The organism is Mucilaginibacter xinganensis (assembly GCF_002257585.1).
In the GTDB taxonomy this organism is placed as follows: Bacteria; Bacteroidota; Bacteroidia; order Sphingobacteriales; family Sphingobacteriaceae; genus Mucilaginibacter; species Mucilaginibacter xinganensis.
The window spans coordinates 2,846,257-2,869,778 of sequence record NZ_CP022743.1 but is presented as its reverse complement, the minus strand read 5'-3'; the positions used below and the strand labels follow the sequence as shown (position 1 = coordinate 2,869,778).

At 40.5% G+C, this 23,522-nt stretch carries 19 protein-coding genes and 1 tRNA gene; 7 read left to right on the top strand and 13 right to left on the bottom strand.

The window, feature by feature from the left end; translation table 11 throughout:
• Positions 1-3: 3 nt before the first annotated feature.
• On the bottom strand, positions 4-906 hold the full coding sequence (locus MuYL_RS12620; protein ID WP_094570920.1) for a hypothetical protein: 903 nt from the start codon (positions 904-906) through the stop codon (positions 4-6).
• Between the two features lie 36 nt (positions 907-942).
• Positions 943-1,437, bottom strand: coding sequence for a hypothetical protein (locus tag MuYL_RS12615; protein WP_094570919.1), 495 nt, complete (start codon positions 1,435-1,437; stop codon positions 943-945).
• A gap of 255 nt (positions 1,438-1,692) precedes the next feature.
• Between MuYL_RS12615 and MuYL_RS12610 the strand changes: the two genes are divergently transcribed.
• The 5 genes from MuYL_RS12610 to MuYL_RS12590 are packed head-to-tail and all read left to right on the top strand — an operon-like array spanning position 1,693 to position 5,175.
• Positions 1,693-2,508: an SDR family oxidoreductase gene (locus MuYL_RS12610; RefSeq protein WP_094570918.1), complete on the top strand. Its 816-nt coding sequence runs from the start codon at positions 1,693-1,695 to the stop codon at positions 2,506-2,508.
• 19 nt (positions 2,509-2,527) lie between these two features.
• Positions 2,528-2,989: a 3-hydroxyacyl-ACP dehydratase FabZ family protein gene (locus tag MuYL_RS12605; RefSeq protein WP_094570917.1), complete on the top strand. Its 462-nt coding sequence runs from the start codon at positions 2,528-2,530 to the stop codon at positions 2,987-2,989.
• Entirely contained in the window at positions 2,986-4,257 is a 1,272-nt protein-coding gene (locus MuYL_RS12600) for a beta-ketoacyl-[acyl-carrier-protein] synthase family protein (protein WP_094570916.1), read from the top strand. The genes MuYL_RS12605 and MuYL_RS12600 overlap by 4 nt, the downstream gene beginning before the upstream one ends.
• A gap of 1 nt (position 4,258) precedes the next feature.
• On the top strand, positions 4,259-4,516 hold the full coding sequence (locus MuYL_RS12595; protein ID WP_094570915.1) for an acyl carrier protein: 258 nt from the start codon (positions 4,259-4,261) through the stop codon (positions 4,514-4,516).
• Entirely contained in the window at positions 4,516-5,175 is a 660-nt protein-coding gene (locus MuYL_RS12590) for a holo-ACP synthase (protein WP_094570914.1), read from the top strand. Before MuYL_RS12595 ends, MuYL_RS12590 begins: the two co-directional genes overlap by 1 nt.
• 32 nt (positions 5,176-5,207) lie before the next feature.
• Here the strand turns inward: MuYL_RS12590 and MuYL_RS12585 are convergent, their stop codons facing one another.
• The 8 genes from MuYL_RS12585 to MuYL_RS12550 all read right to left on the bottom strand — a co-directional run bounded on the left by MuYL_RS12585 (position 5,208) and on the right by MuYL_RS12550 (position 17,097).
• Positions 5,208-7,538 (bottom strand): PAS domain S-box protein, encoded by a 2,331-nt coding sequence (locus tag MuYL_RS12585; RefSeq protein WP_094570913.1) that lies wholly within the window; start codon positions 7,536-7,538, stop codon positions 5,208-5,210.
• Positions 7,539-7,567: 29 nt separating this feature from the next.
• Complete coding sequence (locus MuYL_RS12580) at positions 7,568-8,020, bottom strand: response regulator (protein ID WP_211710136.1); 453 nt, start codon at positions 8,018-8,020, stop codon at positions 7,568-7,570.
• Positions 8,021-8,028: 8 nt separating this feature from the next.
• On the bottom strand, positions 8,029-9,969 hold the full coding sequence (locus tag MuYL_RS12575; protein WP_094570912.1) for a PAS domain-containing sensor histidine kinase: 1,941 nt from the start codon (positions 9,967-9,969) through the stop codon (positions 8,029-8,031).
• Positions 9,970-10,579: 610 nt separating this feature from the next.
• Positions 10,580-11,842: a CehA/McbA family metallohydrolase gene (locus tag MuYL_RS12570; protein ID WP_245845513.1), complete on the bottom strand. Its 1,263-nt coding sequence runs from the start codon at positions 11,840-11,842 to the stop codon at positions 10,580-10,582.
• 505 nt (positions 11,843-12,347) lie between these two features.
• Complete coding sequence (locus MuYL_RS12565) at positions 12,348-13,433, bottom strand: Vgb family protein (RefSeq protein ID WP_094570911.1); 1,086 nt, start codon at positions 13,431-13,433, stop codon at positions 12,348-12,350.
• The gene (locus MuYL_RS12560) at positions 13,426-15,255 is read right to left on the bottom strand and encodes a GMC family oxidoreductase (RefSeq protein ID WP_094570910.1); all 1,830 of its coding nucleotides are present in this window, start codon (positions 15,253-15,255) and stop codon (positions 13,426-13,428) included. The genes MuYL_RS12565 and MuYL_RS12560 overlap by 8 nt, the downstream gene beginning before the upstream one ends.
• 21 nt (positions 15,256-15,276) lie before the next feature.
• Complete coding sequence (locus MuYL_RS12555; RefSeq protein WP_094570909.1) at positions 15,277-15,747, bottom strand: hypothetical protein; 471 nt, start codon at positions 15,745-15,747, stop codon at positions 15,277-15,279.
• A 21-nt stretch (positions 15,748-15,768) separates the two neighbouring features.
• Positions 15,769-17,097 (bottom strand): hypothetical protein, encoded by a 1,329-nt coding sequence (locus tag MuYL_RS12550; protein ID WP_094570908.1) that lies wholly within the window; start codon positions 17,095-17,097, stop codon positions 15,769-15,771.
• Positions 17,098-17,479: 382 nt separating this feature from the next.
• On the opposite strand from MuYL_RS12550, the gene efp reads away from it, so the two are divergent.
• Positions 17,480-18,040 (top strand): elongation factor P, encoded by a 561-nt coding sequence (efp, locus tag MuYL_RS12545; protein ID WP_094570907.1) that lies wholly within the window; start codon positions 17,480-17,482, stop codon positions 18,038-18,040.
• A gap of 115 nt (positions 18,041-18,155) precedes the next feature.
• Here efp and MuYL_RS12540 read toward each other — a convergent pair whose 3' ends face one another.
• Complete coding sequence (locus MuYL_RS12540) at positions 18,156-19,796, bottom strand: alpha-L-fucosidase (RefSeq protein WP_094570906.1); 1,641 nt, start codon at positions 19,794-19,796, stop codon at positions 18,156-18,158.
• A gap of 261 nt (positions 19,797-20,057) precedes the next feature.
• Between MuYL_RS12540 and MuYL_RS12535 the strand changes: the two genes are divergently transcribed.
• A complete protein-coding gene (locus tag MuYL_RS12535) occupies positions 20,058-20,939 on the top strand; it encodes a helix-turn-helix domain-containing protein (RefSeq protein WP_094570905.1) in 882 nt (293 codons plus the stop codon).
• A gap of 248 nt (positions 20,940-21,187) precedes the next feature.
• Here MuYL_RS12535 and MuYL_RS12530 read toward each other — a convergent pair.
• Both MuYL_RS12530 and MuYL_RS12525 read right to left on the bottom strand, forming a co-directional pair.
• Positions 21,188-21,274 (bottom strand) — tRNA-Ser (locus tag MuYL_RS12530).
• Positions 21,275-21,375: 101 nt separating this feature from the next.
• Entirely contained in the window at positions 21,376-23,442 is a 2,067-nt protein-coding gene (locus MuYL_RS12525) for an HD family phosphohydrolase (protein WP_094570904.1), read from the bottom strand.
• Between the last annotated feature and the right edge of the window lie 80 nt (positions 23,443-23,522).

Here is a 23,522-nt window from a genome sequence, read left to right as displayed (position 1 = left end):
TTCTTAATTTGTAACTTGTAAGTATTTTAATTTATTTCGTTTAATCCGTTTTGACGAAAAAGGTTTTAAAAATATTGCATCCAGTGTAAGTAAAACCGGCGCGCCCAAAAATAAGGCGACAAAAAGATAATATTTAAATGCCGAAAGCCATAGGTCCCTATTTTTACGTTTCGCAATAAACATTGCCCAAACTTTAAATATTGGTTTTGCTCTTGCCTCAATAAACATCAGCTTATAATTAATTTCAACAGCTTTTTGTTTGATGAGTTCATCCTGCAGTGTTTCCCAATTATTGGTTTTAAGATGGTCTGTTACCGTTCGTCCAAACTCAGCAGTTGCGGCAATGTCCTGTTCAGAAACACCCGGCTTAGGAAAAATATTCAGGTACCGCTCCTTTTTCCCGGTCAGCATCCAATAAAAAATGGTTACAAAACTTATAGGATTAGGATGCTTGTCCAGCAACGCGATGTTGCCCACCAACTTGGCACCGGAATCTTTAATCATATTCCGTACCCGAACATAGGAGTTGATCCACATGTTACGCCCTGCACTTATCGTTATTACCGGGGTCTCCTTTATTACTGCCTTAAATTCTTCACTCTGCAATAAGGAATTACTCGGAATACTGGGTGATAAAAACCAGGGCTGGTATCCTAAAATCACCAGGTCATATTTTACTTCTTTCAGGTTTAAAGGCTCCAAGGGCTCCGGAATTCCTAAAACACACGATGGCATTACCGAAAAAAAGCGTTTTCCTGTCCATGGGAAATCATAATTGGCAACCAGCTTTATCCTGGATGTTTCTACCGATACTCCCGCTTCTGTTAATGGCGCTGTAAATGCGTCAATGATTTCCCCCATCTGCCCCGACTGTGTGTAGTAAATAGCTAGTACCCGTTTGTTCATTTCCGCACAAAGTTAAAAACTATCTCCTGAGCGGGACTAAAAATCTTCAGCATGTAATACTTTTGAGTTTTTACAATAATCAATAATTGCTTTTTGAACCGATTGGGGAAGGCTCTTGAAATTCTTTTGAATTATCAACTTGTCATTTTGTATATCGCTGTGATATTTAACAATTTTTGGTGCATGTTCCTCAATGGCAAGCCGAAGAAAGTGATATTCAGTATTTTCATTATCTGAAAGCAGGGCGGTTTCAAGTTGGATGCGCCCTTGTTTAAAATATTTTAATTTTTTTGCGGCACCCGATACTTTATCTGCCTTCCGCATCAATAATGCTCCTTCATAACCTTCTTTATTTGGAGACGAAGAAACCTTAACAGTTTCTATCTGATTATTTATGGATTCCAGGTCGCCGGAAGCCATAACGCTGTAAAAAACAGCCTTTTCAAATTTCTGCTGTGCCAAAACTACTTTAGTAAACCCGCAGGTCAACAGAAAAAATGTAAGTATCACCAACTTATTATTCATTTTCATAACTATCAAACATAATTAAATATAAATTCTCAGCAACCTCTGTAAACAAATTTAAATATTTAACAAATTGCACCGTAATTGTTATACTCCCATCTAACACATATTCACCGTAATTGTTATAATATATGTGAGGCATACGTTAAATTTAAGGTATTTTCACTTACTTTGAGGCTGCAATCAGGTGTAAACAGTGTTTATAAGTTAAAATAACACTGAAAAGACAGGTTAAAGCTGCAAAGGTTTAAAGGGGTTTTAATGGATAAAAATTTACAATTTAAAGATTTATGGGCGGTTATACTTGGCGGATCGAGCGGATTTGGCTACGCAGCTGTTGAAAGGCTTGCCCTGCATGGGATGAACATAGCAGTAATTTATCGCGAAAATAAATCGTCAGATAAGGCCCTTAAAGAATCCCTGGCAAAAATTGAAGCAGCAAACACAGGGAAAATATTACCGTTCAACATCAACGCACTTGACGCCGATGCGAGAGCTTCCTTTATAAATAACTTCGCAGCTTTTGCTGGGAAAAAAAGTGTTAAGGTTTTGCTTCACAGCATAGCACGGGGCAACTTAAAACCCTTAACCATCAAAAATAATGTAGAAGATGGTGAATATAACACACTTTCGATAGAAGACATACAACTTACTACCTATGCTATGTCAAACAGCCTGCTCGACTGGACAAGATCGCTGCTAAAAGCTGATCTTTTTAATACCGACGGAAGGATAATTGGCCTTACAAGTGAAGGTGCTCATAAATATTGGGATAGCTACGCGGCGGTATCCATTGCCAAGGCTTCGCTGGAAAGCCTGGCAAAATACATGGCTGTTGAATTCAGTACCTATGGCTTAAAAACCAACGTAATACAAGCCGGCGTAACCGAAACCGCTTCCTTAAAAATGATCCCCGGAAGTGAAAAATTACTGGAAATAGGTGTAAAAAGAAACCCTTTAGGGAGATTGACAAAACCAGAAGACGTCGCCGGTGTTATCTACCTGCTATGTACAGATGAGTCTTTTTGGATAAATGGCTCAATTATTCATGTAGATGGCGGAGAACACTGCCTGTAATATTACTTTAAACACTTCTATGAATAATCATATATTAAACCATTTACCATATAAATCGTCTTTCCGTTTTGTAGATAACATATCGTTACTTAATGAAAATGAAGTAAAAGGGGAATACACGTTAAAGCAGGACTCTTTTTTTTACGAAGATCACTTTGCCGGCAACCCTGTGACACCGGGCGTTATTATCACAGAAATTATGGCACAGATAGGACTGGTAGTTTTAGGGATATTTTTGATATTAAAAGAAACCGATTTGAATTTTAATGATGATGATTCGTTATTTCCGTTGCTAACATCAACCGACGTATCGTTTTTCAAAATGGTGCTGCCCGGACAAAAAGTTACCGTAGTTTCAAAAAAACAATATTTTCGTTTCGGGAAGCTGAAATGCTATGTTGAAATGACCGACAGTGGAAATGAGATTGTAGCAAGTGGAATGTTTTCAGGCATCATAAAAAATATTGATCTTAAAAAATGAGTAAGCGTGTTGTGGTTACGGGAATGGGCGTTGTTGCGCCAAACGGTATTGGAATCCCGGCTTTTTTACATGCGATCCAAAATGGCATTTCGGGCATAAAATTCATGCCACGTTACCAAGAGCTTAATTTTAGCTGCCAGGTTGCAGGTATGCCAGCTTTTAACTGGGAAAGCTTAAAAAACTATATTTCAGAAGTAACCTATCATGGCTTAAAAGGGACTAATATTGGTTATGGCCTTGCCGCAGCCATGGATGCATGGGCAGATTCAGGAATGGGTTACGAAACGGACGAACCGCGCTGGGAAACAGGTTGCATATTTGGCAACAGTATTGCCGATACCGAGGCCATGAAAAATGTGATCAGCAGAGTTGATAATAAAGAAGCGAAAAAATTGGGTTCACGTGTGGTTGAACAGGCCATGAACAGCGGCGTTACATCATACATTGCGGGCCGGTTAGGCCTTGGCAACAAAGTTATCACCAATTCAGCCGCTTGTGCTACCGGAACACAAGCTATTTTAATGGGTTATGAGTACGTAAAGCATGGCTACGCTAAGCGTATGCTGGTTGGCAGTGCCGAACATGTTGACACCTACGTTTATGGTGCTTTTGATTCTATGCGGGTATTATCCCGTAAGTTCAATGACCATCCCGAAAAAGCATCAAGGCCGATGAGCATAACCGCAGGCGGTTTTGTACCTGGTTCGGGAGCGGGAGCACTGGTGCTGGAAGATTTAGATTTTGCCCTTGAACGTGGTGCGCATATTTATGCGGAAGTTTTGGGTGGCTCAACCAATTCGGGCGGGCAACGGCAAGGTGGAACCATGACTGCTGCCAATGTAACCGGCGTTAAACGCTGTATTGATGAAGCAATGGTTAATTCAAAAATAACGGCTGATCAAATTGATCTGATCAGCGGTCACTTAACCGCCACCAATGCCGACAGGCAGGAGATTCAAACCTGGAGCCGGGCTCTTGACCGAACAGGGGATAATTTTCCGCTTACCAATTCATTAAAATCAATGATTGGGCATTCCCTTAGTGCTGCCGGCTCAATTGAAACTGTGGCATCGATATTGCAGATAGTACATGGGTTTGTACATCCTAATATCAATTTTGAAGATCCAAACCCCGAAATAACAAACCTGGTAAGTTTAGATAAACTACCTGTAAAAATGATAAAAAAAGAAGTTAACATTGTAGCAAAAGCAAACTTCGGTTTTGGCGATGTTAATGCCTGTTTAATACTAAGTAAATACGAAAAATAAAATGACAAGACCAGAAATTTTAAGTGAGCTCAAAAAAGTTATTTCTCCTTATACTACCAACAAAGAAATGCTTGCAAGTATTGATGACCATACTGATCTCATAAAAGATTTAAAAATCAATTCCGCAAATCTTGTAGATATAATTATAGATGCAGAGGCTAAATATGATATTGAAATTGACTATGACTCCGCGGATAAAATGGTAAACGTTGGTACCTGCATTGATGTAATTAGCGAAAAACTCAACCAAAAAGCATAATGAGTGCGGGTAACGATGTTGTATCAGTAAAAGCAATAAACATTACCCGTTCCAATCAATATAAATTTTACTCCAAAATACTTTCTCCATCAGAAAATCCCCTGTATAACGAGTTTGGTTTAGCCGGAATATCCTTTGAAAATTTTGTGTGGCTGCTGTGGTCGATAAAAGAGTCTGCTTATAAATTCCTGCAACGAGATCAGCCAAGCCTCATTTTTACACCCATAAAGTTTGTGGTTAAAGAATTACGACTGCCCGTTGATTATGCTGTAGAAAACTTTACCGGAGTATTTATTGAAGCAAAAGGGTTTGAAAAGTGCCCCTGTATAAAGGGACAAATTACCATAGGTCCCCATACGCTTTACACAAGCTCATTACTGTATAATGAAGTGATCAGCACAGTTGTCAACAACCTGCAAAGCTTTCAAAAAGTGCATTGGGGTATAAAATTGATCAGCAATTCCGAACCTGAGAGCCAATCGAACGAGGTAAGGCTGTTTTTGCTTAATAAGTTAAAACAGCTTTACAAAAACGTCAATTTCAAAGTAGCAAAAAATGAGCAGGGCTGCCCTATCCTGTTAAAAGATTCTATTGATTCAGGCGTCCCAATTTCACTATCTCACCATGAACATTTCGTAGCCTATTCTTTTCAAATATAGCGATCTTTAATTCATCCGATTTTTGAGGACCTCTATATATTAAACGCTTCGGATGGGTCAGCAACCTTCAAATCCCCGTTATCGGGTCCGGTCAAAAGTTCTATTTTAAATTCGGTTCCCCTACCTAACTCGCTTTTAACGCTAATTGTCCCCCCTATACTTTCAACCTGCATTTTAACCATAAACAATCCCATTCCTTTTCCTTCAACTGTATGATCAAATCGTTTATACAACCCAAATAGTTGCTCTCCATGCCTTGAAAGGTCAATACCCTTTCCATTATCTTTAAAACGAATAATTGCCTTATCTCCTTTTAATTCAGAATTTATATTAATTACAGGGTAACTTTCAAGTTTTCTATATTTTATACTATTCACTATCAAATTCTGAAAAATGCTATACAGATAACCTTTCAATGTAAATAATTGATTAACAATTGAGAAATCACAGTTTATGGTGGCATTGTTACCGACGATAACTGATTGAAGCTCTGATTTAATTTCTTCGCAAATTGAAGGTAATGACACCCATTCGTTTTTATCATTTACCTGTTTACCCGTCTGTAAAATCTGGTTAAGATCAATAATAACTTTGTCAAGATTATTTACTGAATTGGTAAGGGCCATCATCGTTTCACTACACTCTGCATCCTCATATTCAAAGCAATTGAGCAAGCCCGATAATCCTTTAATATTGGCAACATGCGACCTTAAGTTGTGTGAAATAATATAGGTAAACTGTTCCAAATCCTGATTACGCCGTATTAACTCAGCAGTAATTTTTTCACGCTCTATCTCCGCATTTTTCTTTTCCGTAATATTCCTTAGTGTTAAAATGATCCCACTGGTTTCCATTTTCTTATTATCCAGGCCCGCCCATTTCACATCAAACCATTCCTTGCTGCCATCTTTTATCTCATAAACAGTTTCATAAAAAACCGTTTCATTATTATTAACGCGCTCAATCACCCCTTCAATAAATGATTTGCGAGCTTTTGGAAAGTAGTTAAATGCCGTGCTACCTGTTTTTATTTTTTTTCCGAAGTTTGTTAAGGCCAAATCGTGGGCATTTGTATTTGCCGACACTATTTTCAAATCATCATCAAACAGTACTACGCCAAGGTCGGTATTCTCAAAAACCGACCTCAGGTTATCTTCTGATCTAAGCAAAGACAATTCAGCCTGTTTACGATCTGTGATATCAATATGTAAAACGACAACGCCCTTTAAAGTATGATCCTTTATAGGTGCAACGATCAACTGGAAATACTTTTTTTGGCTTGGTGAATGACACTCATATTCTAATGAAAACTCATTCTTTTTCCCCTTCAAAACATCTTTGATTCCTTTTGCAATAACAGGCCCCTGTTTTTTATCAATACCTATTGCATTCTCCGAAATAGCCAAATAGTTGTACCCTATGCCGTAATTTGGCAATCCCAAATTATTTAAGATTGCGAACTTCCGCCATGACTCATTTACTGTAATAATCTTTCCATTTTCATTAAGTAAAACGATATTAGGCGGTAGCGCATTTAATATAGCTGTCTGTGTGGCCGATGCTTCGAGTAATTGCTGATGATTACGTTCAATTACTTCTTCATCATTCTTTCGCGCGGTGATATCACGGGTTACACCGTAAATTTTATAAAGAGTGGCTTCAGCGTTTCGCTCCGGGATTATTTTACTTTCCAGCCAACGTACCTGTTGGTCTTTACGCGTTATCCGGTACTGGCAAATTACCGTTTCAAAATCCCGTAGCCGCTCATAATTTTCTTCCCAAATATGCCTATCCGGGGGATAGATGATTTGGTTCCACAATTCCGGGTTTACCAAAAGTTCGGATGAATGATAACCTAATATTTTCTCACATGCCGGCGAGATTTGCAACAACTTTGAATTGATCATGTCCCTCGAAAAGAACACCTCATCAATCGTGTTAAATAACAAGCTTAACTCCCTGAATGCACGCTCACTTTCGGCCTGTAACTCAAACTTTTCAATTGCATTTAATACTGCATTCGGCAAACGCTGCAACCTGTCTTTAAATATATAATCAGCAGCACCGGCTTTCATTATATTTACTGCAAACTCTTCAGATGCGGTCCCCGTAACCAGTATAAAAGGAACATTCAAACCACTTTCTTTCAAAATTGTTAACGCTTCCAATGAATTAAAAGAAGGCAGCGAGTGGTCTGATAAAATAACATCAGGGGCGTATTCACCAATTGCATCTATATAATCTTGCCTTTTATCAACTACCTGTAAATCAAATAATATATTAGCTCTTCTAAGCTCAACACCCACTAATTCTGCATCTGTGACAATATCCTCCAACAGTAAAATCTTCAACATCTGGTTCATAATAATATGATAAGTATAGGTTAGGGTTGTTATTGTATTTGCTGATTAGTTATCAGCCAATATAGTCCAAGCTCGCAAACAGCTTTTACAAAACCTTCAAAATCAACGGGTTTTACCACATAGCTATTAACCCCCAAATTATAACTTGATATCATGTCCTGCTCTTCTTTTGATGAGGTCATCATTACAACCGGGATAGTTTTGGTAGTTTCATTCGATTTTATTTGTCGTAAAACCTCAATACCATCAACCTTAGGCATTTTTATATCCAATAATACCACTTTAGGCCTGTTCAATATGTTTCTGCCAGCAAAATCACCTTTAGCAAATATAAAATCCAGCGCCTCTGCTCCATCTCTTACATGGATCAATTTATTGGCAAGGTTAACTTTTTTTAATGACCGAATGGTGAGTTCGGCATCATGAACATTGTCCTCAACCAATAATATTTCAATTTCATTCCCGTTCATTTTCTTATTCATTATAGGATTTATTTTTTATCAGGAATACAAAAATTAAATACAGCACCGCCATTAACCTGTGCGTTTGCCCATATCTTGCCTCCGTGTTTATCAATTATCCTTTTTACTAATGCTAATCCAACGCCTGTCCCCTCAAACTGATCATTACTATGAAGGCGCTGAAAAACGCCAAACAACTTTTCGCTATATTTCATATCAAAACCAACGCCATTGTCTTTTACATAATAAATACATCCGGCACTATCCCGCGTAAATCCAATTTCAATTGTGGGTTGATTCTGTTTAGAACTATATTTAATTGCATTACCTATTAAGTTCATCCAAACCTGCTTTAACATACTGCCATCGCCGTAGCAATGTGGCAGTCTGGCTACCTTTATTTTATATTTTTTAGGTTCATTTAAAAGCAACTCCTTTACACAAGCCTTAACAATGTCAGCCATATCAAATTCCTGCAGCTTCATTTCCTTACGCCCAAGGCGGGAAAAAGTTAACAAGTCATCAATCAACTGTCCCATCAGCCTTGTATTACCGATAATTATATCCATTACCCTATTACCTTCGTCGCCTAATTTTAATCCAAATTCTTCCTTAAGCATCATGGAAAAACCGTTAACAGCGCGCAGCGGCGTTCGCAGATCATGCGATACAGAATAGGAGAATGATTCCAGTTCTTTATTTGCCGCTTCTAGCTGCCCGGTGCGGTCTGTTACCTTTTTTTCCAAACTTTCATTTAATAGCAATATCTCCTGCTCGGCCCTTTTGCGTTCAGATATATCTCTTACAAAAACAGAAAGCCCGTTTACTGAAGGATAAATATGATTTTCCTGACACAGATTTGTAGGCGCATAAAAATCCTCATGGCAAATATATTTTTGCTCTGCGAAAGCCCTGTTAAAAGCCTTATAAGTTTCGGAACCAATAGCCTCGGGAAACTGATCCCAAATATATTTCCCGATGATTGTTTCCACCGGATATCCTGTCATTTCACTGATTTTGTTATTGGCATAAGTAATACAAAAGGATGTATCCAACGCTATAAATCCATCAGTGATACTTTCAAGTATCCGCTCAATCTGTTGTGTTTTTTTCCTTATTTCTTTAGCTGCGTTTTTCCTATCCGTTACGTCTCGGTAATTACATACAATGGCATTAATATTCTTATCAGCAAGCATGTTATTGTACAGGCATTCAACCCATATATAGTGCCCCTGTTTATGTTTTGTACGAAACTCTGAGATTATTGGCTTCCCTGGCTTGGCAAGTAACTCAGCAAACAAATTATTCACCAACGGTTTGTCATCCGGGTGAACAAGTTCCGTAATCTCCCCTTCGTCGGTATCAATATTGTTCCAGCCATTAATCCTTTCTGATGAAATACTTCTGAAAATAACCGAAAGATTTTTATCGAGAAGTGAAATCCCTTCATAACTGTGTTCAATCAGTTTCCTGAATTTTATTTCGTTTGTGATTATTTTCCTCGTATTTTCTTTATTTTTTCTTTCAAGCTCAGCATTAAGTATTTCCCTTTGTTGTTCACTTCTTTTTTGCTCCGTAATGTCCCTGGTAATCTTAGCAAAGCCTACCAGTTTCCCTTCGTCATTATAAAGTGTTGTAAATACAACATTAGCCCAAAATGCAGAGCCGTCCTTTCTAACCCGCCATCCGTCCTGTTCAAATGAACCCTTTTTCAATGCCTCGTTCAAATTGTGCCTGGGTAGATTTTTTTCCACGTCTTCAGCGTTATAAAAAACAGAAATATGTTGCCCAATAATTTCGTCCTCCTGGTACCCTTTAATATAGGCTGCCCCCTGATTCCAGCTCAAAATATAACCATTAGGATCGATCATAAATATGGCATAGTCCTTTACATTTGCAACTAGCAGACGAAAAAGCTTTTCATCAACGCTTTGGGTTTTAACGGGATAATCCGGAGATTGAGATCGCAATTTTGTTTGGTTTTGTATGGTATTACCTAATATAAAAAATTGTTATTGTAAATCATACTGATGTTGATATAAATTCAAATAACCAATAATTAATAACCTTTTTTTTACCAGTTAAATTTAACTAATAAAGTACCGTAGCTGCAATGGGTGAAAACACGGTATTTATGGGGGGTTAAATAACGGTGTAAAACACGGTGAATAGCGGCAAAACAGGTTGCATAATAAAAAGAATGCTAAATAACATTATCCTTATTTGACCGGCATGTTGGGGCCAAATAAGATTAATTTCTGCGATAATCCTTAATTGCATCAATCTGCTCAACAAATTGATTAAATGCGAGGCTGCAAAACTTGTGGACCTATTTGGTCAAAAGATATTTGATAAAAACCCGTTAGTTTACTTTTTTCACGACGTATCTGTTTGGCTTTAGTTTTTTGTAATAAAAGGGAATGAATTTTACCGTAAATATCCCAGGCATCAACCACCAGCCCTTTTTATGATTCTATATTTATCGAGAAATAAAGCTAAAATAAAATCTTATACCATATAACAGCGAACGCAACCTGCGCTCGCCGGTAAATAAAATACTAAAAAAAATTGAGCCAGCCTTTAGAAGTTAGGATCGAAATTAAAATAGATCGGGTTGGACAGGCCAACCATCTTTCCGCTTAAGTTCATGGATTCAGGAACCTGCGGATATGCCGTAGGCGGGCCTTCAACTTCAATTCGGTAATAAGTGCGACTGCGGGTTTCAGGCGTGTCTTTAAACTCAACTATAGGCGTTTTCCCGGTTAGCTCCAGTGTGCTGAACTTATCGCCGTTTTTTACCACATGAATAATGTAAGTAGCTTCCGGAGCCATATTTCCCGTTAGCTGAACGCGGAAATTAACCGATTTACCAGTGGCTTTAACATTGTCGCCCATCATCATATCCATTTTACCATCCTGGTCAAGATCGGCATAAAATTCAACGCGCGGTGCGTATGGGTTCGCACTTATACAAACCCGCCCGTTTGTAAGCGCATCTACAACCGCTTGTGTATTCCGCCCGGTAGCGTACACCCAGGTTGTTGGGGTTCCAACATAATTAGCTTTAGCCTGGTAAGTGTTTTTTGTTGCCTTGTCGGGTGAATCAGGCGTACCATGATGCGAGTCGCTCCCACCCCTCCCGGTCAACTTGCGACCAGAGGAAAGCATATCATCCCAGATCATTATCGCATTTGCATTTTTTGACCAGATCGCCGAATTCCATACCTCAATAGAGTTAACCATATCATAAGAATATCCAAAATGATCTTTCCCGCTGGGATGGTTTGCTGAAAGATGGATTCCGAGTTCCTTTTTTATGGCTCCTATCACTACATCGCGCTGATCGCGAACATCGTATAATCGCTGATGATCATAAGGATGAGCCGAGAACACGTTTCCGTGGCCCCGGGTAGTTGTCCATTCAGCACCGTACAGCAACAGTACAGCGTCCGACTTAAACTCCGGATCGGCCCATGTGTTATTTGCAATATCGCCGTTTACATGGTTGTCATGATCTGTGATGCACAGGTAATCCATCCCAACTGACTTCGAAAAATTAATAATTTTCGCGACATCGTTATTCGATGCATCCTTACTGTGCCGCGAATGCACATGAAGATCGCCCTTAAGCCAAACACCGCCGTTAAGGCTGGCAACCGGGGGCAGCACACCAAGTTCTGCGGGTTCCCATGGGCTGATATGGGTTGACTGGCTAAACACGGCATTGCTGATACAAGAAGCCATAAGCATTAACAAGCCAAGACAACCAAAGCGTACACGCTCCATCATCTCTTTCCTTCCGGCTTTTTCCTGAAAACTCTTAAAAAATTTACGTGTAATCATTTTTTTAATTTGTAATTATTAAGGCGCCAACATACCCTTTTGATATTAGCAAATTGTTAAAACCAGGTAAATGAGATAAAACGCTACAATTTCTGGTACACTTTTTTTAAAACACACCATACATCCCATAAATCCTCCCTTTTTTACGCTTCAAGCACTGGTGTGGCGGGGGAATGTCTTTTAAGATGCGACTCTGATTATCTGAGTAAGTATTACTTTATGAATTAACTGAACTTTAAATGGAAGGAAGATAACGAAAAGTGTACATCAGGACGGGCATCGCCCGATTTGCAAAATGGGCAATTAAGATAAACGTCAATCAAAAATATTCAAAAGCTTAGGTATTATTTGCTGTAACAAACGGCAAAATTTCAAAGACTTTAATCAATACTTTGATGAATTATTCAAAAATAATATCAGGCGCGCTATCAGCCTATAATATGAGGCAGTACTTAGACTTTTAAAAATATAGCACCATTACCCCGCTGTCGCTGTTTCCGTTTGATTAGCGCCCCATTAAGTCAATTTTACCAATTCTGTCTGCCATCATTTCCGTAAACCACATATTTCCCTGGAAATCCATTTTAATACGATGGAGCATAGACATACGTCTTGGAAGCGGATAAATCGTAAAGTTAAGTCCAGTGTTCCGGCCTGCTTCAGGATATAAGCCAGAACGATCTACTTTTATCAAATAGTCATAACCCTTACCGGACGTGTCTGTATCACTCACATAAACTTCAATCCACAGGTTATTTTCACGGTCGAAACAAAGAGATCCAAGTACATCGGTCTTTTGAAGCGCAGGCACATCAAACTCAGTTATTATTTTTGCATCCAGGCTTATTTTTGCAAACTTCACCCCGTTTTGTTCTGTAAACCACATACAGTCGCGGTTGACAGGATCAGGTATAATGCCTATTGGTACCGAATTAGGTGTTGGAATCTGACATTCGCTAAGCACCCCCGATTTTGACATATGGAGAATGTGGTTCCCCTGCACTTCTGTGCCCCAGATACCGCCGTCAGGTCCGGCAGAAAGGAAAATAGGAACAGCCCCCAGCGTATCGAGTTGAAAATGCTCCACCGAACCGTCTGGATTTATTTTCCCCAAAGTACTGGTCCTTTTGCCTGTAAACCAAATCGTTTCACCATCAGCATCCAGCCCAATACCATGCGGTGCTACGTTAATGGGCTGTCGGGCACCCTTTGCATGCAACCTCACGTCTATCTCCTGTTCTATCTCTCCCGTATTTTTATTAAGCCTTATTACGTAACCGGCCTTTTCAAGTGATACCCACAAACGGTTATGCTTATCAAGTAATAAACCATGAGGCCAGCTACCAGCGTGTATTTTAGTGTTTGAAGGAATGATGAAGTGATCAAGTATTTTACCGCTGTAATCAAGTTTGGCAATCTGGCCCATCAACTGGCCGCTAACAAAAATGTGCTCTTCGTCTATAGCTATTTCATGCGTTGAACAGCATTCTTTACCTGGCCAATTGAGCGCAAACTCAGTAATGATACCGGTAGTTGTCGGTTTTAGTTCTCCGGGCTCTGCTGGCATCATATCATTGTGCATCTTATTCATGAGGTACGTTTAAAGAATTAATGATTGCATCAGCCGCTTTAAAAGCGAGTGCCATCATGGTTAAAGTTGGATTAGCGGTGGCACCTGTTGGCAATGACCCACAGCCTACCAGGTACAAATTGTCGTGGTCCCAGCTTTTCATATTGGCATCTGTAACTGAAGTTTCATTACTATCGCCCATTCGATGGGTTCCCATCACATGACCTGCGCCATTTGTATAATAAACACCGTTTTCATAAGTAAACGCACCTGCAGTTGAAATACGATTTTCAGTACTTATGGCCGCACCTACTGCCCCAAATATGGTTACGGAAGCTTCCTCTGCTGCCTGGAATCCGGCGCGGGTATAATCATCGAGGTTATAATGAATCTCCGGGCGTGGGATACCAAGATTGTCAAAACAGGTTTCCGATGGAATAATATAATTGGTCTCCTCTGGCAACTGCTCAATCAGATATCCTAACCTAAATTGACGAACAAAATCATGTTGGATCTTCCCAATCAATTCCTTGCCAAAAAGCCCCGCTTCGCCAACACATCCCTGCAATTGGGTGTAAGGCGCGCCAGCCGGCCAGTTCCACCCTTCGTTACCGATCTCGATACGATAAGCAGCCCTTTCTGTACGGAAACTACCGTCGCGCGTTGTTTCGATTCCCGAGGTTGATAGCGGGCCGCGGAATGGATACACAGGATCAGGCATACTCCCCCAGCTAAGGTTTACCGGGTGATCCATCAGGTTCTTACCAACCTGTCCCGAAAAATTGGCCACGCCATTAGGTAGCTGGGTGTTTGACATCAACAGTAATTTGGCGGCCTCTATGGCGTGGGCAGCAATAATATATTTAGTTCCGGTAGCGGTACCTGAACCTGTTTGCGGGCCATTTTTGGTTTGATATTGTTTGTATTCAATCCCGGTGATTGCTCCGGTATTTGTATCAACCAAAACATTACTGGCTACAGTCTGGTAAAGAATATCCACATTACCGGTTTGCAGCGCTTTATTTAAAGTAATGGTGGCATCATATTTAGCCTGTATGGGGCATATGGGCGTACAGTTGGTATTGCCCTGGCAAAGCCTGCGTCCATTATTGTAGGGTTGCCCGTCTTTCATAATGTTCGAGATACCGTTGCGTCCGGCCGGCGTACCGGTTACAGTAAGCGGGTTCCCGTCAATAACTACATCTTTTAAGCCCTCTGTAAGTACCTTGTCCAGCACACTGGGTGGGATCCGCTGCATAGGGTAAACATAATCGGGACTAAAAGTTATTCCATGTATCGCTTGTTCTTCAACATCAGCAGAAACACCAATTTCCAGTTCAGCCTCATCGTAATAAGGTGACAGGTCGTCGTATGTCATGGGCCAGTCTACACCCACTCCATAAACGCTTTTTAATTTAAAATCGTTGCGTACCAGGCGCAGGCAGGTACCCAGCCAATGCCACGAAGTACCACCAGCTAACCGCTCATAAGTACTGCCGAAAGGAAGTGGCCCTTTTTGAATAAAGTAACCGTCCTTTTCTATAGCATCTTTCGCATTCTTACAATCTTCAGCAGGAGGCTGAGGGGGATCGGTGATGGCCTTAATGTCAAGTACCGAAGGCCTGGGGGCATTATAGTTTTGACTGTATGGCGATTCGGGTGTTTTGGCCGTGGCCATAAAAAAAGTCTCCATAAAGTCTTCACGGTTGTCACTTTGAAATGGGATACCAGCTTCCAGTATTAATACTTTTTTGCCGGCAACGCCTAATTTATAAGCAAGCGTACTGCCCGCCCAGCCGCCGCCAACTATAACGGCATCATATTTAGTCTGAGAAATGCTCATTGTTTAAGGTTTGGTTTAATTTTAGTTAGATGGTTGTGGCTGAAGTAACACAGGAACCGTGTTCCAGTAACCGAAGTTTTCTTCGCTGTAACCCATAGGGTGCGCGCCCATAGTGCCCCATGCAAGTCCGTTCTTATACGCCTTACCCGAGATCACTTCAGAAACAAAGGATTTGGTATTAAGCGGCTGCGCAAGGTCATACCATGCGCCAAGGTACCACATCATAATAATATTTTGTACCAGGCGGGCTAACGCGGGATTGCCCATAAGGGTGTCCTGTACCTGTTGACTAACCGATGTATCACTGTTATTTTCAATGGCTGTCCATGCTGCATCAAGCTGCTGGAGCGTACCTGGCGACACTCGACCCGGTGCCTGTAAAAAATCAAGCAACTCCTGGGCCTGGTGTTGAGTATCAAAGTCTGGTAGTATGGTGCTAAGCGGGTAACCTGTTAGTACCACCGAAAGGTTAGCAAAATCTTTTAAGGTCATATCAAATATAGATAACGTGGATTAAGGTGTTTTCTTTTTTGGTGTTGCTGCTGCGGTCCTGAGCAGGTACGTAAAATCTGATGCTTTTCCCCCCAGTGTAGTAGCACCGTTATGGCAACCGATGCAACTGGAAGTTACGCCCTGAGTATATACCACTTTACCATCACGAACAGTACCCTGAATATATGACTCCAGCGTAGCGTTAGCCATAAACACCGGGAACGGGTCGCCGGCGGGTAATTGCCTGGCATGTACCGGCCATTGCGTACCAACCAGTTCATAATACTGCCATACGCTTTTAGGATTGATAGCTGCTAATTGTTTATGAAAGAAGTCGTTCAACGCTTGGGTGCCGGAGAAAACCGGTGTTAGCCGAACAATCTGGCTTGGCACCTGCCCCGGTCGGTTAGGGTCCCACGGTTCATCGGGTTTATTATTAACCTTCCGATCTGATGCCTGTTTGTTGTAGAAGTTATAATGCACATCCCCGATTTGCCCGAAGGTAGGTGCATTATCAACCTGCTCAAACGTCGACCAGATCCATTGCGGATTAGTTTTACTCTTGGTACCAATATGCAGGCCCACTAAACCTACCAGCGCCTTATAAGTAGTGTCATGAATTCCGCGCCCGGGGATTGCCGGCACATGTATAGTTGCATTAGCTTTGTGAAAGCGCGAAGTATCATCGCCTTTTCCAAGGATCTTCCATGATGCTTTGACCATAATTGCACCATATTTTTTTGTGGGATTATCTCCTCCCGGAAAATCGATCGTTTTATCGAACCGCAATTGCCCCTGATAGTTGTAGAGTGTGTTTGTATCAATATAATCGAACATCTCTTCGTTCATTACAATCTGAAAACGTGTGTACTGACCATTCTGATCAATTAGCGGACCTGTAAGAAATGGCTGAGTAACATCCGTAAGCACAGTTGGCGTTTTCCCTACCTGCACCAGCAGTTTTTCTTTACCTTGTTTTGCGGCATCCCACGGATCAGGTTTACTGCCATCAGGCAAAAATACCTGGTAGTTCTCTTTCCAGGTTTCCCAAACGGTATTGTTATCGCCCTGCTGTCCTATCACATTTTGTTTATTAAGCGGCCAGTTAAGTGCAATAAACGATTGCCAGGAAAAAAGATCGAAGTCATGCCTGATCTGAGTGTCGAGCACCGAATCGGTCGGTAAAATCACAACATTGTACGGCAGTGTATCGCTTAGCGAGGTTATAATTTTTGTTGAATCCGAACCGTTTGATGTGCCGGGAGTTTTTGTGGTGTCATTGCAGGCATTAAATAAAAGCGCCAAAACAATAACTCCTCCAATGCCCGTGATAATAAATGATTTTTGCATTTTTTTGATAAGGTTGTTGGTTCATTAAAGGTAAGTTTCTTTTTTCAATTTCCAAAAAATACGCAAAATACATTTCGGGTCACATCAAACATCGCTTAAGGCCACTTTGTAAGACTTGAATGCCGCTCACTAAATATTGCAATTAGCGACGCTAAATACAACATAGCTTCTTTCAACTGCCACACTATAAACACCACCTATAAGTTTTATAATTACTACTTATCATGCTGACGATAACCAAAAATCGCGTGTTACACGTTTTTATTTGCTTTTTAGCAAGGGCTTGCTAAAAACAATTGATCTACATGTTCCTATTGTCAACCACAACTACCAAGAGGAAAAAACAATATATTTGCTGCCAAAATTCACTATTCATACATACATGGCAAAAGCATCTGAAATTAAAGTAGGAAATATATTACGCTACAACGGCGAATTAGTAACTGTTACTGAAGTGCTGCATCGTACTCCCGGAAAAGGCGGGGCATTCTATCTTGATAAGTTCCGCAACATCAAAACCGGGAAAATTGTTGAGGCGCGGCTGGCGACTGACGAACAGGTTGAGATTTGCCGGGTGGAAACAAATGATTATCAGTACCTATATGAGGAAGGTGATTACCTGGTAATTATGGACAACACAACGTATGATCAATTTAATATTCCAAAATCCCTTTTTGGGCCAGCAGCCAAATTTCTTAAAGAAGGAATGAATGTTATTGTGTCTTTTGAAAGTGAAGAACCAATTATGGCACAGGCACCAAACCACGTAGATTTGGAGATAACTTATGCCGAGCCTGCGGTTAAAGGAGACACATCATCAGGCGCGATGAAATATGCGACCACAGAAAATGGCATAGAAATAAAGGTACCCTTATTTATTAACCAGGGCGATAAAATAAAAGTAGACACCCGGACCGGCGAATATGTAGAGCGGGTAAAATAGGTCTAAATCTTCGAACGTCCGGTACTTCTCCGAAAAACTTAATATAACAGGCATATACGGCAGGTGATAATTCCCTGCCGTATATACTTTGTTACCATCCTGGCATCAAAAACGACTAAGCTATAGCTCCTTCGATTCTGAAGACAAACGCTGTTTTACACGGAGGCACTTCGGGTAATTGTAGTTTTAATCCCTCTCTGCTCTGTTCAAATTCAAGTTTACCGTTCTGTCCCAGTAAACTAACCACTTCAATTTTTCCAACGCCGGCATCTGCTGCGAGTTTTTTTATCAGGGTTGTTCTATTTGCAGGCCAGCCAAGCATAGCAGCGTACAATATTTTCTCCTTAGTTGTAAACCGAATATCCGAAGAAGCAAAAGGTTTGCCTTTTCCTTCATTAAACCCCTGCGCGCTCAACGGCGCGGCTGAGTCTATAGCTGGTCCTTCTCCAAAAGTGGTCCATGGGCGTGTGCCATATATACTTTCGCTGTTAACTTGCATCCAGGCAGCTATCTCCTCCACAACAGCGCGTTCTTTTTCATCTATGGTACCGTCCCCCCGTACCGGGATGTTAAGCATCAGGTTACCATTTTTGCTAACCACATCAATTAAAGTATGGATTACTGTATTGGCGCTTTTGTAGCCGTTAGTATCGTAAATTCTGCGATCATAGTGCCAGCCTCCAATACAGGTATCTGTTTGCCACGGCTGGCTCTCTATCTGGTTGCTCTGGCCGCGTTCAATATCCCACACCATGCACTTTCGCTGCTGTTCGTCCAATATTTTACCGAAGATGACCGCGTCTAATTTACCATGCTTTTTAATACTGGCGTTGTACATGTGTGCCGCTATCCGCAACCCAGCGTTACTAGCAGGCCATAAGGGTAAGGCGGTATCATCAAAATAAACCAAGTCTGGACCATATTTATCTATCAAATCAATGGTGCGGTTATAAAATTTTTCGCAGTATGCTTTTGACGGTACTGCTACTCCATTGCCCCAGTTCCATTGCCGGTGAATCATACCATCATCCAGGCTGTTTTCACTTAATGGGTGATTTTGAGCATACAGTTCCTGCGGGTCCTCACCATGCCACCATTTACCGGCACCATCTGCTTTGGTAATCTTACCATCATAGGATACACCCGTCAATGGGCCCTTCTTATCTGCCCGTTGTGCGGTTTCCATCCAACTCCAGGCATGGGCGGCGTGTACACTAACCCCAAAGCGCAAACCGTGGTACTTAGCGGCTTTCGCCCAGCCATCAATTAGATCTTTTTTGGGGCCCATCCGGGTAGAGTTCCAAGTTTGATACTTACTCTTGTAAAGGTCAAAATTGTCATGATGGTTAGCCAGTGCCATAAAATATTTGGCGCCCGCCTTTTTATAAAGGCCGATTAACTCGCCGGGATCCCAGTTCTCTGCTTTCCAATCGTTGATCACATCTTTAAATCCAAATTTCGAGGGATGCCCGTATTTTTGAACATGATAATTATATTGTGAACTACCTTCCTGGTACATGCCACGTGCGTACCAATCGCCATATTCCGGCTGGCATTGCGGCCCCCAATGAGCCCACATGCCAAACTTGGCGTCGCGGAACCAATCAGGTACCTGGTATTGTGTCAGCGAATCCCAGGTTGGCTGGAACTGACCATCGGCATAAGGAGCATTTAACAGCCTTCCGGCATAGCTTTTTGAAAGATACAAGGACGATAGCCCAGTCGCCATACCTTTTATCAATGTTCTTCTTTTCATACTTTTTTATTGCTTTTCCGGCTAATATTGAGGCAAAGACCGATCATCAATCATTAGCTTAAAATAAATAATTTGATATTACAATTGGTCAGTTACATGGGGATTAAAGATCCATAACTAATAGTCAAAATTAGTTCGATTACGGACTAAAGATTTGAACTAATTAGACTTTCTTTTATACAAAACCGACATTTGCAATTAAAAAAGGATTACCTATCTTTCCCTTTTAAGGATAAAAAAGATACTTATAACCTATAATGCATGCTCAAAAGAATCCTAAAACATACTTTTTCCTTGTTAAATGTTGACCATACTGATTTGGGGCTTAAATGGAACTATAAAAACGTGATTAGTCCTTATTACAGGATGTATTATATTGATTCAGGTGCCGGAGAAATTTCCGACTTAACAACTACGCTGCAACTGGAGCCTGGTTACCTGTTTATTATTCCAAGTTTTACATTATGCAATTTGAGCTGTAAAAACTATCTAAGCCAGTATTTTATCCAGTTTTTTGAGGAATCTTCAGACGGGATCTCTTTGTTTGCAAACAACAGGTCAATTTTAAAAGTTAAAGCAACAGAAATTGACGCCCGGAATTTCGTCCGGCTACTGGAAATTAATCCCGGACGAGGTATCAACCGTTCCGACAATCCAAGTATCTATGAAAAAGATATTTTTTACAGGGAATACCAGGAACTCAATAACCGGCAAAATTTAGCCACTTTTCTGGAGACACAAGGAATTATCTTACAATTAGTCTCCCGATTTTTATCCCGGGGAATTTTTAAACATAAAGAAGAGAGCCAGATCCCGGTTAAGATACTGGATGCTATCAGTCATATTTCATTGAATCTTCATAAAGGCCTATCGGTAGCCGACCTGGCAAAAAGAGCAAATCAAAACAGTGACTACTTTTCACGCCTTTTTAAGCAGCATACCGGTGAAAGGCCGGCAAATTACATCAACGAAAAAAGGATTGAAAGGGCTCAATATTTAATTGTAACAACGCAAATGACCTTTTCCCAGATTGCTGAACACACCGGTTTTGAAAATGTATTTTACTTTTCTAAGATATTTAAAAAAATCACCGGCATGGCACCGGGAAAGTATAAGCAACAGTTGGATTTATTTAATTTTTGATCTTAAATTATCAATGGTCAAGAAAACTCGTCAAAGCAGAGCTGGTAGGCCGTTTTCCTTTAATATGCAGTATGATTTTTTACAAGTATTTCGACAAGTCGGACAATATTTTCAAAAAACGCTACCAGTGATAAAATATAGGTCTGAAATTCATGTTAATTAATTCTTTGTAAAATACAGTGTCGTTTAACCGGGAACTAAAAAAGCCTGTAATTTGTTGAATTACAGGCTTTTGATTATCAATCTTGCGGTGAGGGAGGGATTCGAACCCTCGGTACAGTTTCCCGTACGTCAGTTTAGCAAACTGATCCTTTCGGCCTCTCAGGCACCTCACCATATTTTGGGTTCTTTTCGAACCGGATTAAAATAATTCCCTTTTTTTCGGGATTGCAAATATAGCAATTCGCCTTATCCATCAAAAAAAAAAATCGTTTTCTTAGTAATCTATTCTCACATGATAAATGCTCATCAGCATTCGCTTAAATATTGTTTTGATAGTTTCAATATCCTTTAGCGTTATATCACTGTCTTTCAGTTGGTTTTGATCAAGCTTGTATTTTACAATCCTGTCAACCAAATTACTTATCGATTGCTCGTCTGGTTCTTTTAATGACCGTGAAGCTGCCTCAATTGAGTCGGCAAGCATCAAAACACCCCCTTCTTTTGAAAAAGGGATGGGTCCCGGGTACCTAAAAGTGTTCTCATCAATGAATTTTTCGGGAAAATTTTTCAAAAAAGACTGATAAAAATAATCTACCCGGGTATCGCCATGATGCGTACGGATAAAATCAATAACAATCTCCGGGAGGTTTGCTTTCCTTGCCATTTCAATTCCCTGGCTTACGTGCCTGATAATAATCTGCGCGCTTTCCTGGTAAGGCAGTTTATCGTGAGGGTTAAAGCCCGATGTTTGATTTTCAATGAAAAATAAAGGATTCTCCATTTTACCAATATCATGATACAAGGCACCTGCCCTAACCAGCAAGGCATTACCTCCGATGCTGTATATGGCATTTTCGGCGAGGTTGGCTACCTGCAACGAGTGCTGGAACGTACCTGGTGCGGTGAAGGCCATTTCACGCAGCAGCGGCGCATTTGTGTTCGTTAGTTCTATCAGTGTGATGTCGGATGTAATCGCAAATATTTTTTCGAAGATATAAATGAGCGGATAAGCCAGCAACGTTAATAAAACGCTAACCACAAAAGGCAAAAAGTCCATCCAATCAATACTTTTTATGCTACCCTCCCTGATAAATGAAATCCCCAGAAAAGCTACAAAATAAGTTAACGTGATAATAAGGGCCGAAACAAGAAACTGCTCACGGCGAATAAGGTTTTTAATACTATAGATAGAAACCATCCCGGCTGTAATTTCAAAATAAGCAAACTCAAAGCTGTTAGGAACAAAAAAGCCTGCTATCAATACTACCAGCAGATGGATATTTAATGCCAAACGAGTATCGAACAGAATGCGAATGATTATTGGTACTATACAATACGGAATATAATATAAGTTAGGCAGCTGTAACTTTATAGCTATTGATAAGGTAAACAGCATTGCTGTTATTACCAGCAGAATCAGGCTTACCAAGCGGTTATCATTGTAAATATCCTTACGGAAGAGATATAAAAAAACAATAAGCAATGTGATAGCTATCCCCACCAATAAAACCTGGCCAAGTAAAACAAGCCTCCGGTCGCCATTTATACGGGCGTTGTCTTCAAAGGCTTTTTTGTAGGATTGCAATTTTTGATAGCCATCATCACTTACCACCGAACCCTTGGCTATTATCACCTCCCCTTTTTGGACCATACCCCGGGTGGTAGATAAGTTTTCTACTACTTCTTTTTCAAGCCTCGAGGTTAATTTGTTGTCAAAGGTTAAATTGGCCTGCAGCCTGTTGCTGATGAGATCAAGCAGAAAGGCCTTATCAAGGTCCTTGTATAGGTTTAAGTACTGGTCGCTATAATCTAAAGCTTTCTGCCTGGTAAAAAGATCTGCCGTATTTTTATCAGTTGCCAGGTTAAATGTAAGTATGGTTATCTGGTAATTTTCAGCGTTTTGCTGGTACTTTGCATTCGGTGTAAAAACCCCTTTATCGTATATCGTTTTTAACACGTTGTACCCGGTTGATTCATATTTTGCTTTTTTATTATCCGGAAACCCTGCACTGTGCCATTTTACTTCAAAGTCATTTTTAAATCCTTCCAACTGATGCTGCGGCATATCCGGATCGGCCTGGTAAATAGGCGTTATGCTCGCCAGCGCTGCTTTTTGATCGTTCTCAATTTCCTGCTGCGTTTTCAAAATGGCGAAATTGTAAGGCGATATTAGGTCCTTCTGGTTCCAGATCCTCCCCTTTTCAATATCGTAGCTGAACTTTGCTTGCTTAGGCAGGGTAAAAACAATTACACAGATGCTCGCCAGCATCATTAAAAACTTAACATTACGCGAGTATTTGCGGAATAATGCCTTTTGACGCGATGAAGATAATTTGGCCATTTAAACGTTTGTAAACCAAAATTAATTATAAGTTTCCATTATATGCAGTTTTTCTTGCTTTTAGGAAATAAAAATAGATA

Bases quoted from the DNA above. Each gene is read 5' to 3' on its own strand.
- MuYL_RS12590 (WP_094570914.1), top strand. From the start codon at position 4,516: ATGAGTGCGGGTAACGATGTTGTATCAGTAAAAGCAATAAACATTACC.
- MuYL_RS12615 (WP_094570919.1), bottom strand. From the start codon at position 1,437: ATGAAAATGAATAATAAGTTGGTGATACTTACATTTTTTCTGTTGACC.
- MuYL_RS12580 (WP_211710136.1), bottom strand. From the start codon at position 8,020: ATGAATAAGAAAATGAACGGGAATGAAATTGAAATATTATTGGTTGAG.
- MuYL_RS12585 (WP_094570913.1), bottom strand. From the start codon at position 7,538: ATGAACCAGATGTTGAAGATTTTACTGTTGGAGGATATTGTCACAGAT.
- MuYL_RS12565 (WP_094570911.1), bottom strand. From the start codon at position 13,433: ATGAATAAGATGCACAATGATATGATGCCAGCAGAGCCCGGAGAACTA.
- MuYL_RS12570 (WP_245845513.1), bottom strand. From the start codon at position 11,842: ATGATTACACGTAAATTTTTTAAGAGTTTTCAGGAAAAAGCCGGAAGG.
- efp (WP_094570907.1), top strand. From the start codon at position 17,480: ATGGCAAAAGCATCTGAAATTAAAGTAGGAAATATATTACGCTACAAC.
- MuYL_RS12620 (WP_094570920.1), bottom strand. From the start codon at position 906: ATGAACAAACGGGTACTAGCTATTTACTACACACAGTCGGGGCAGATG.
- MuYL_RS12560 (WP_094570910.1), bottom strand. From the start codon at position 15,255: ATGAGCATTTCTCAGACTAAATATGATGCCGTTATAGTTGGCGGCGGC.
- MuYL_RS12540 (WP_094570906.1), bottom strand. From the start codon at position 19,796: ATGAAAAGAAGAACATTGATAAAAGGTATGGCGACTGGGCTATCGTCC.
- MuYL_RS12595 (WP_094570915.1), top strand. From the start codon at position 4,259: ATGACAAGACCAGAAATTTTAAGTGAGCTCAAAAAAGTTATTTCTCCT.
- MuYL_RS12610 (WP_094570918.1), top strand. From the start codon at position 1,693: ATGGATAAAAATTTACAATTTAAAGATTTATGGGCGGTTATACTTGGC.
- MuYL_RS12525 (WP_094570904.1), bottom strand. From the start codon at position 23,442: ATGGCCAAATTATCTTCATCGCGTCAAAAGGCATTATTCCGCAAATAC.
- MuYL_RS12550 (WP_094570908.1), bottom strand. From the start codon at position 17,097: ATGCAAAAATCATTTATTATCACGGGCATTGGAGGAGTTATTGTTTTG.
- MuYL_RS12600 (WP_094570916.1), top strand. From the start codon at position 2,986: ATGAGTAAGCGTGTTGTGGTTACGGGAATGGGCGTTGTTGCGCCAAAC.
- MuYL_RS12555 (WP_094570909.1), bottom strand. From the start codon at position 15,747: ATGACCTTAAAAGATTTTGCTAACCTTTCGGTGGTACTAACAGGTTAC.
- MuYL_RS12535 (WP_094570905.1), top strand. From the start codon at position 20,058: ATGCTCAAAAGAATCCTAAAACATACTTTTTCCTTGTTAAATGTTGAC.
- MuYL_RS12605 (WP_094570917.1), top strand. From the start codon at position 2,528: ATGAATAATCATATATTAAACCATTTACCATATAAATCGTCTTTCCGT.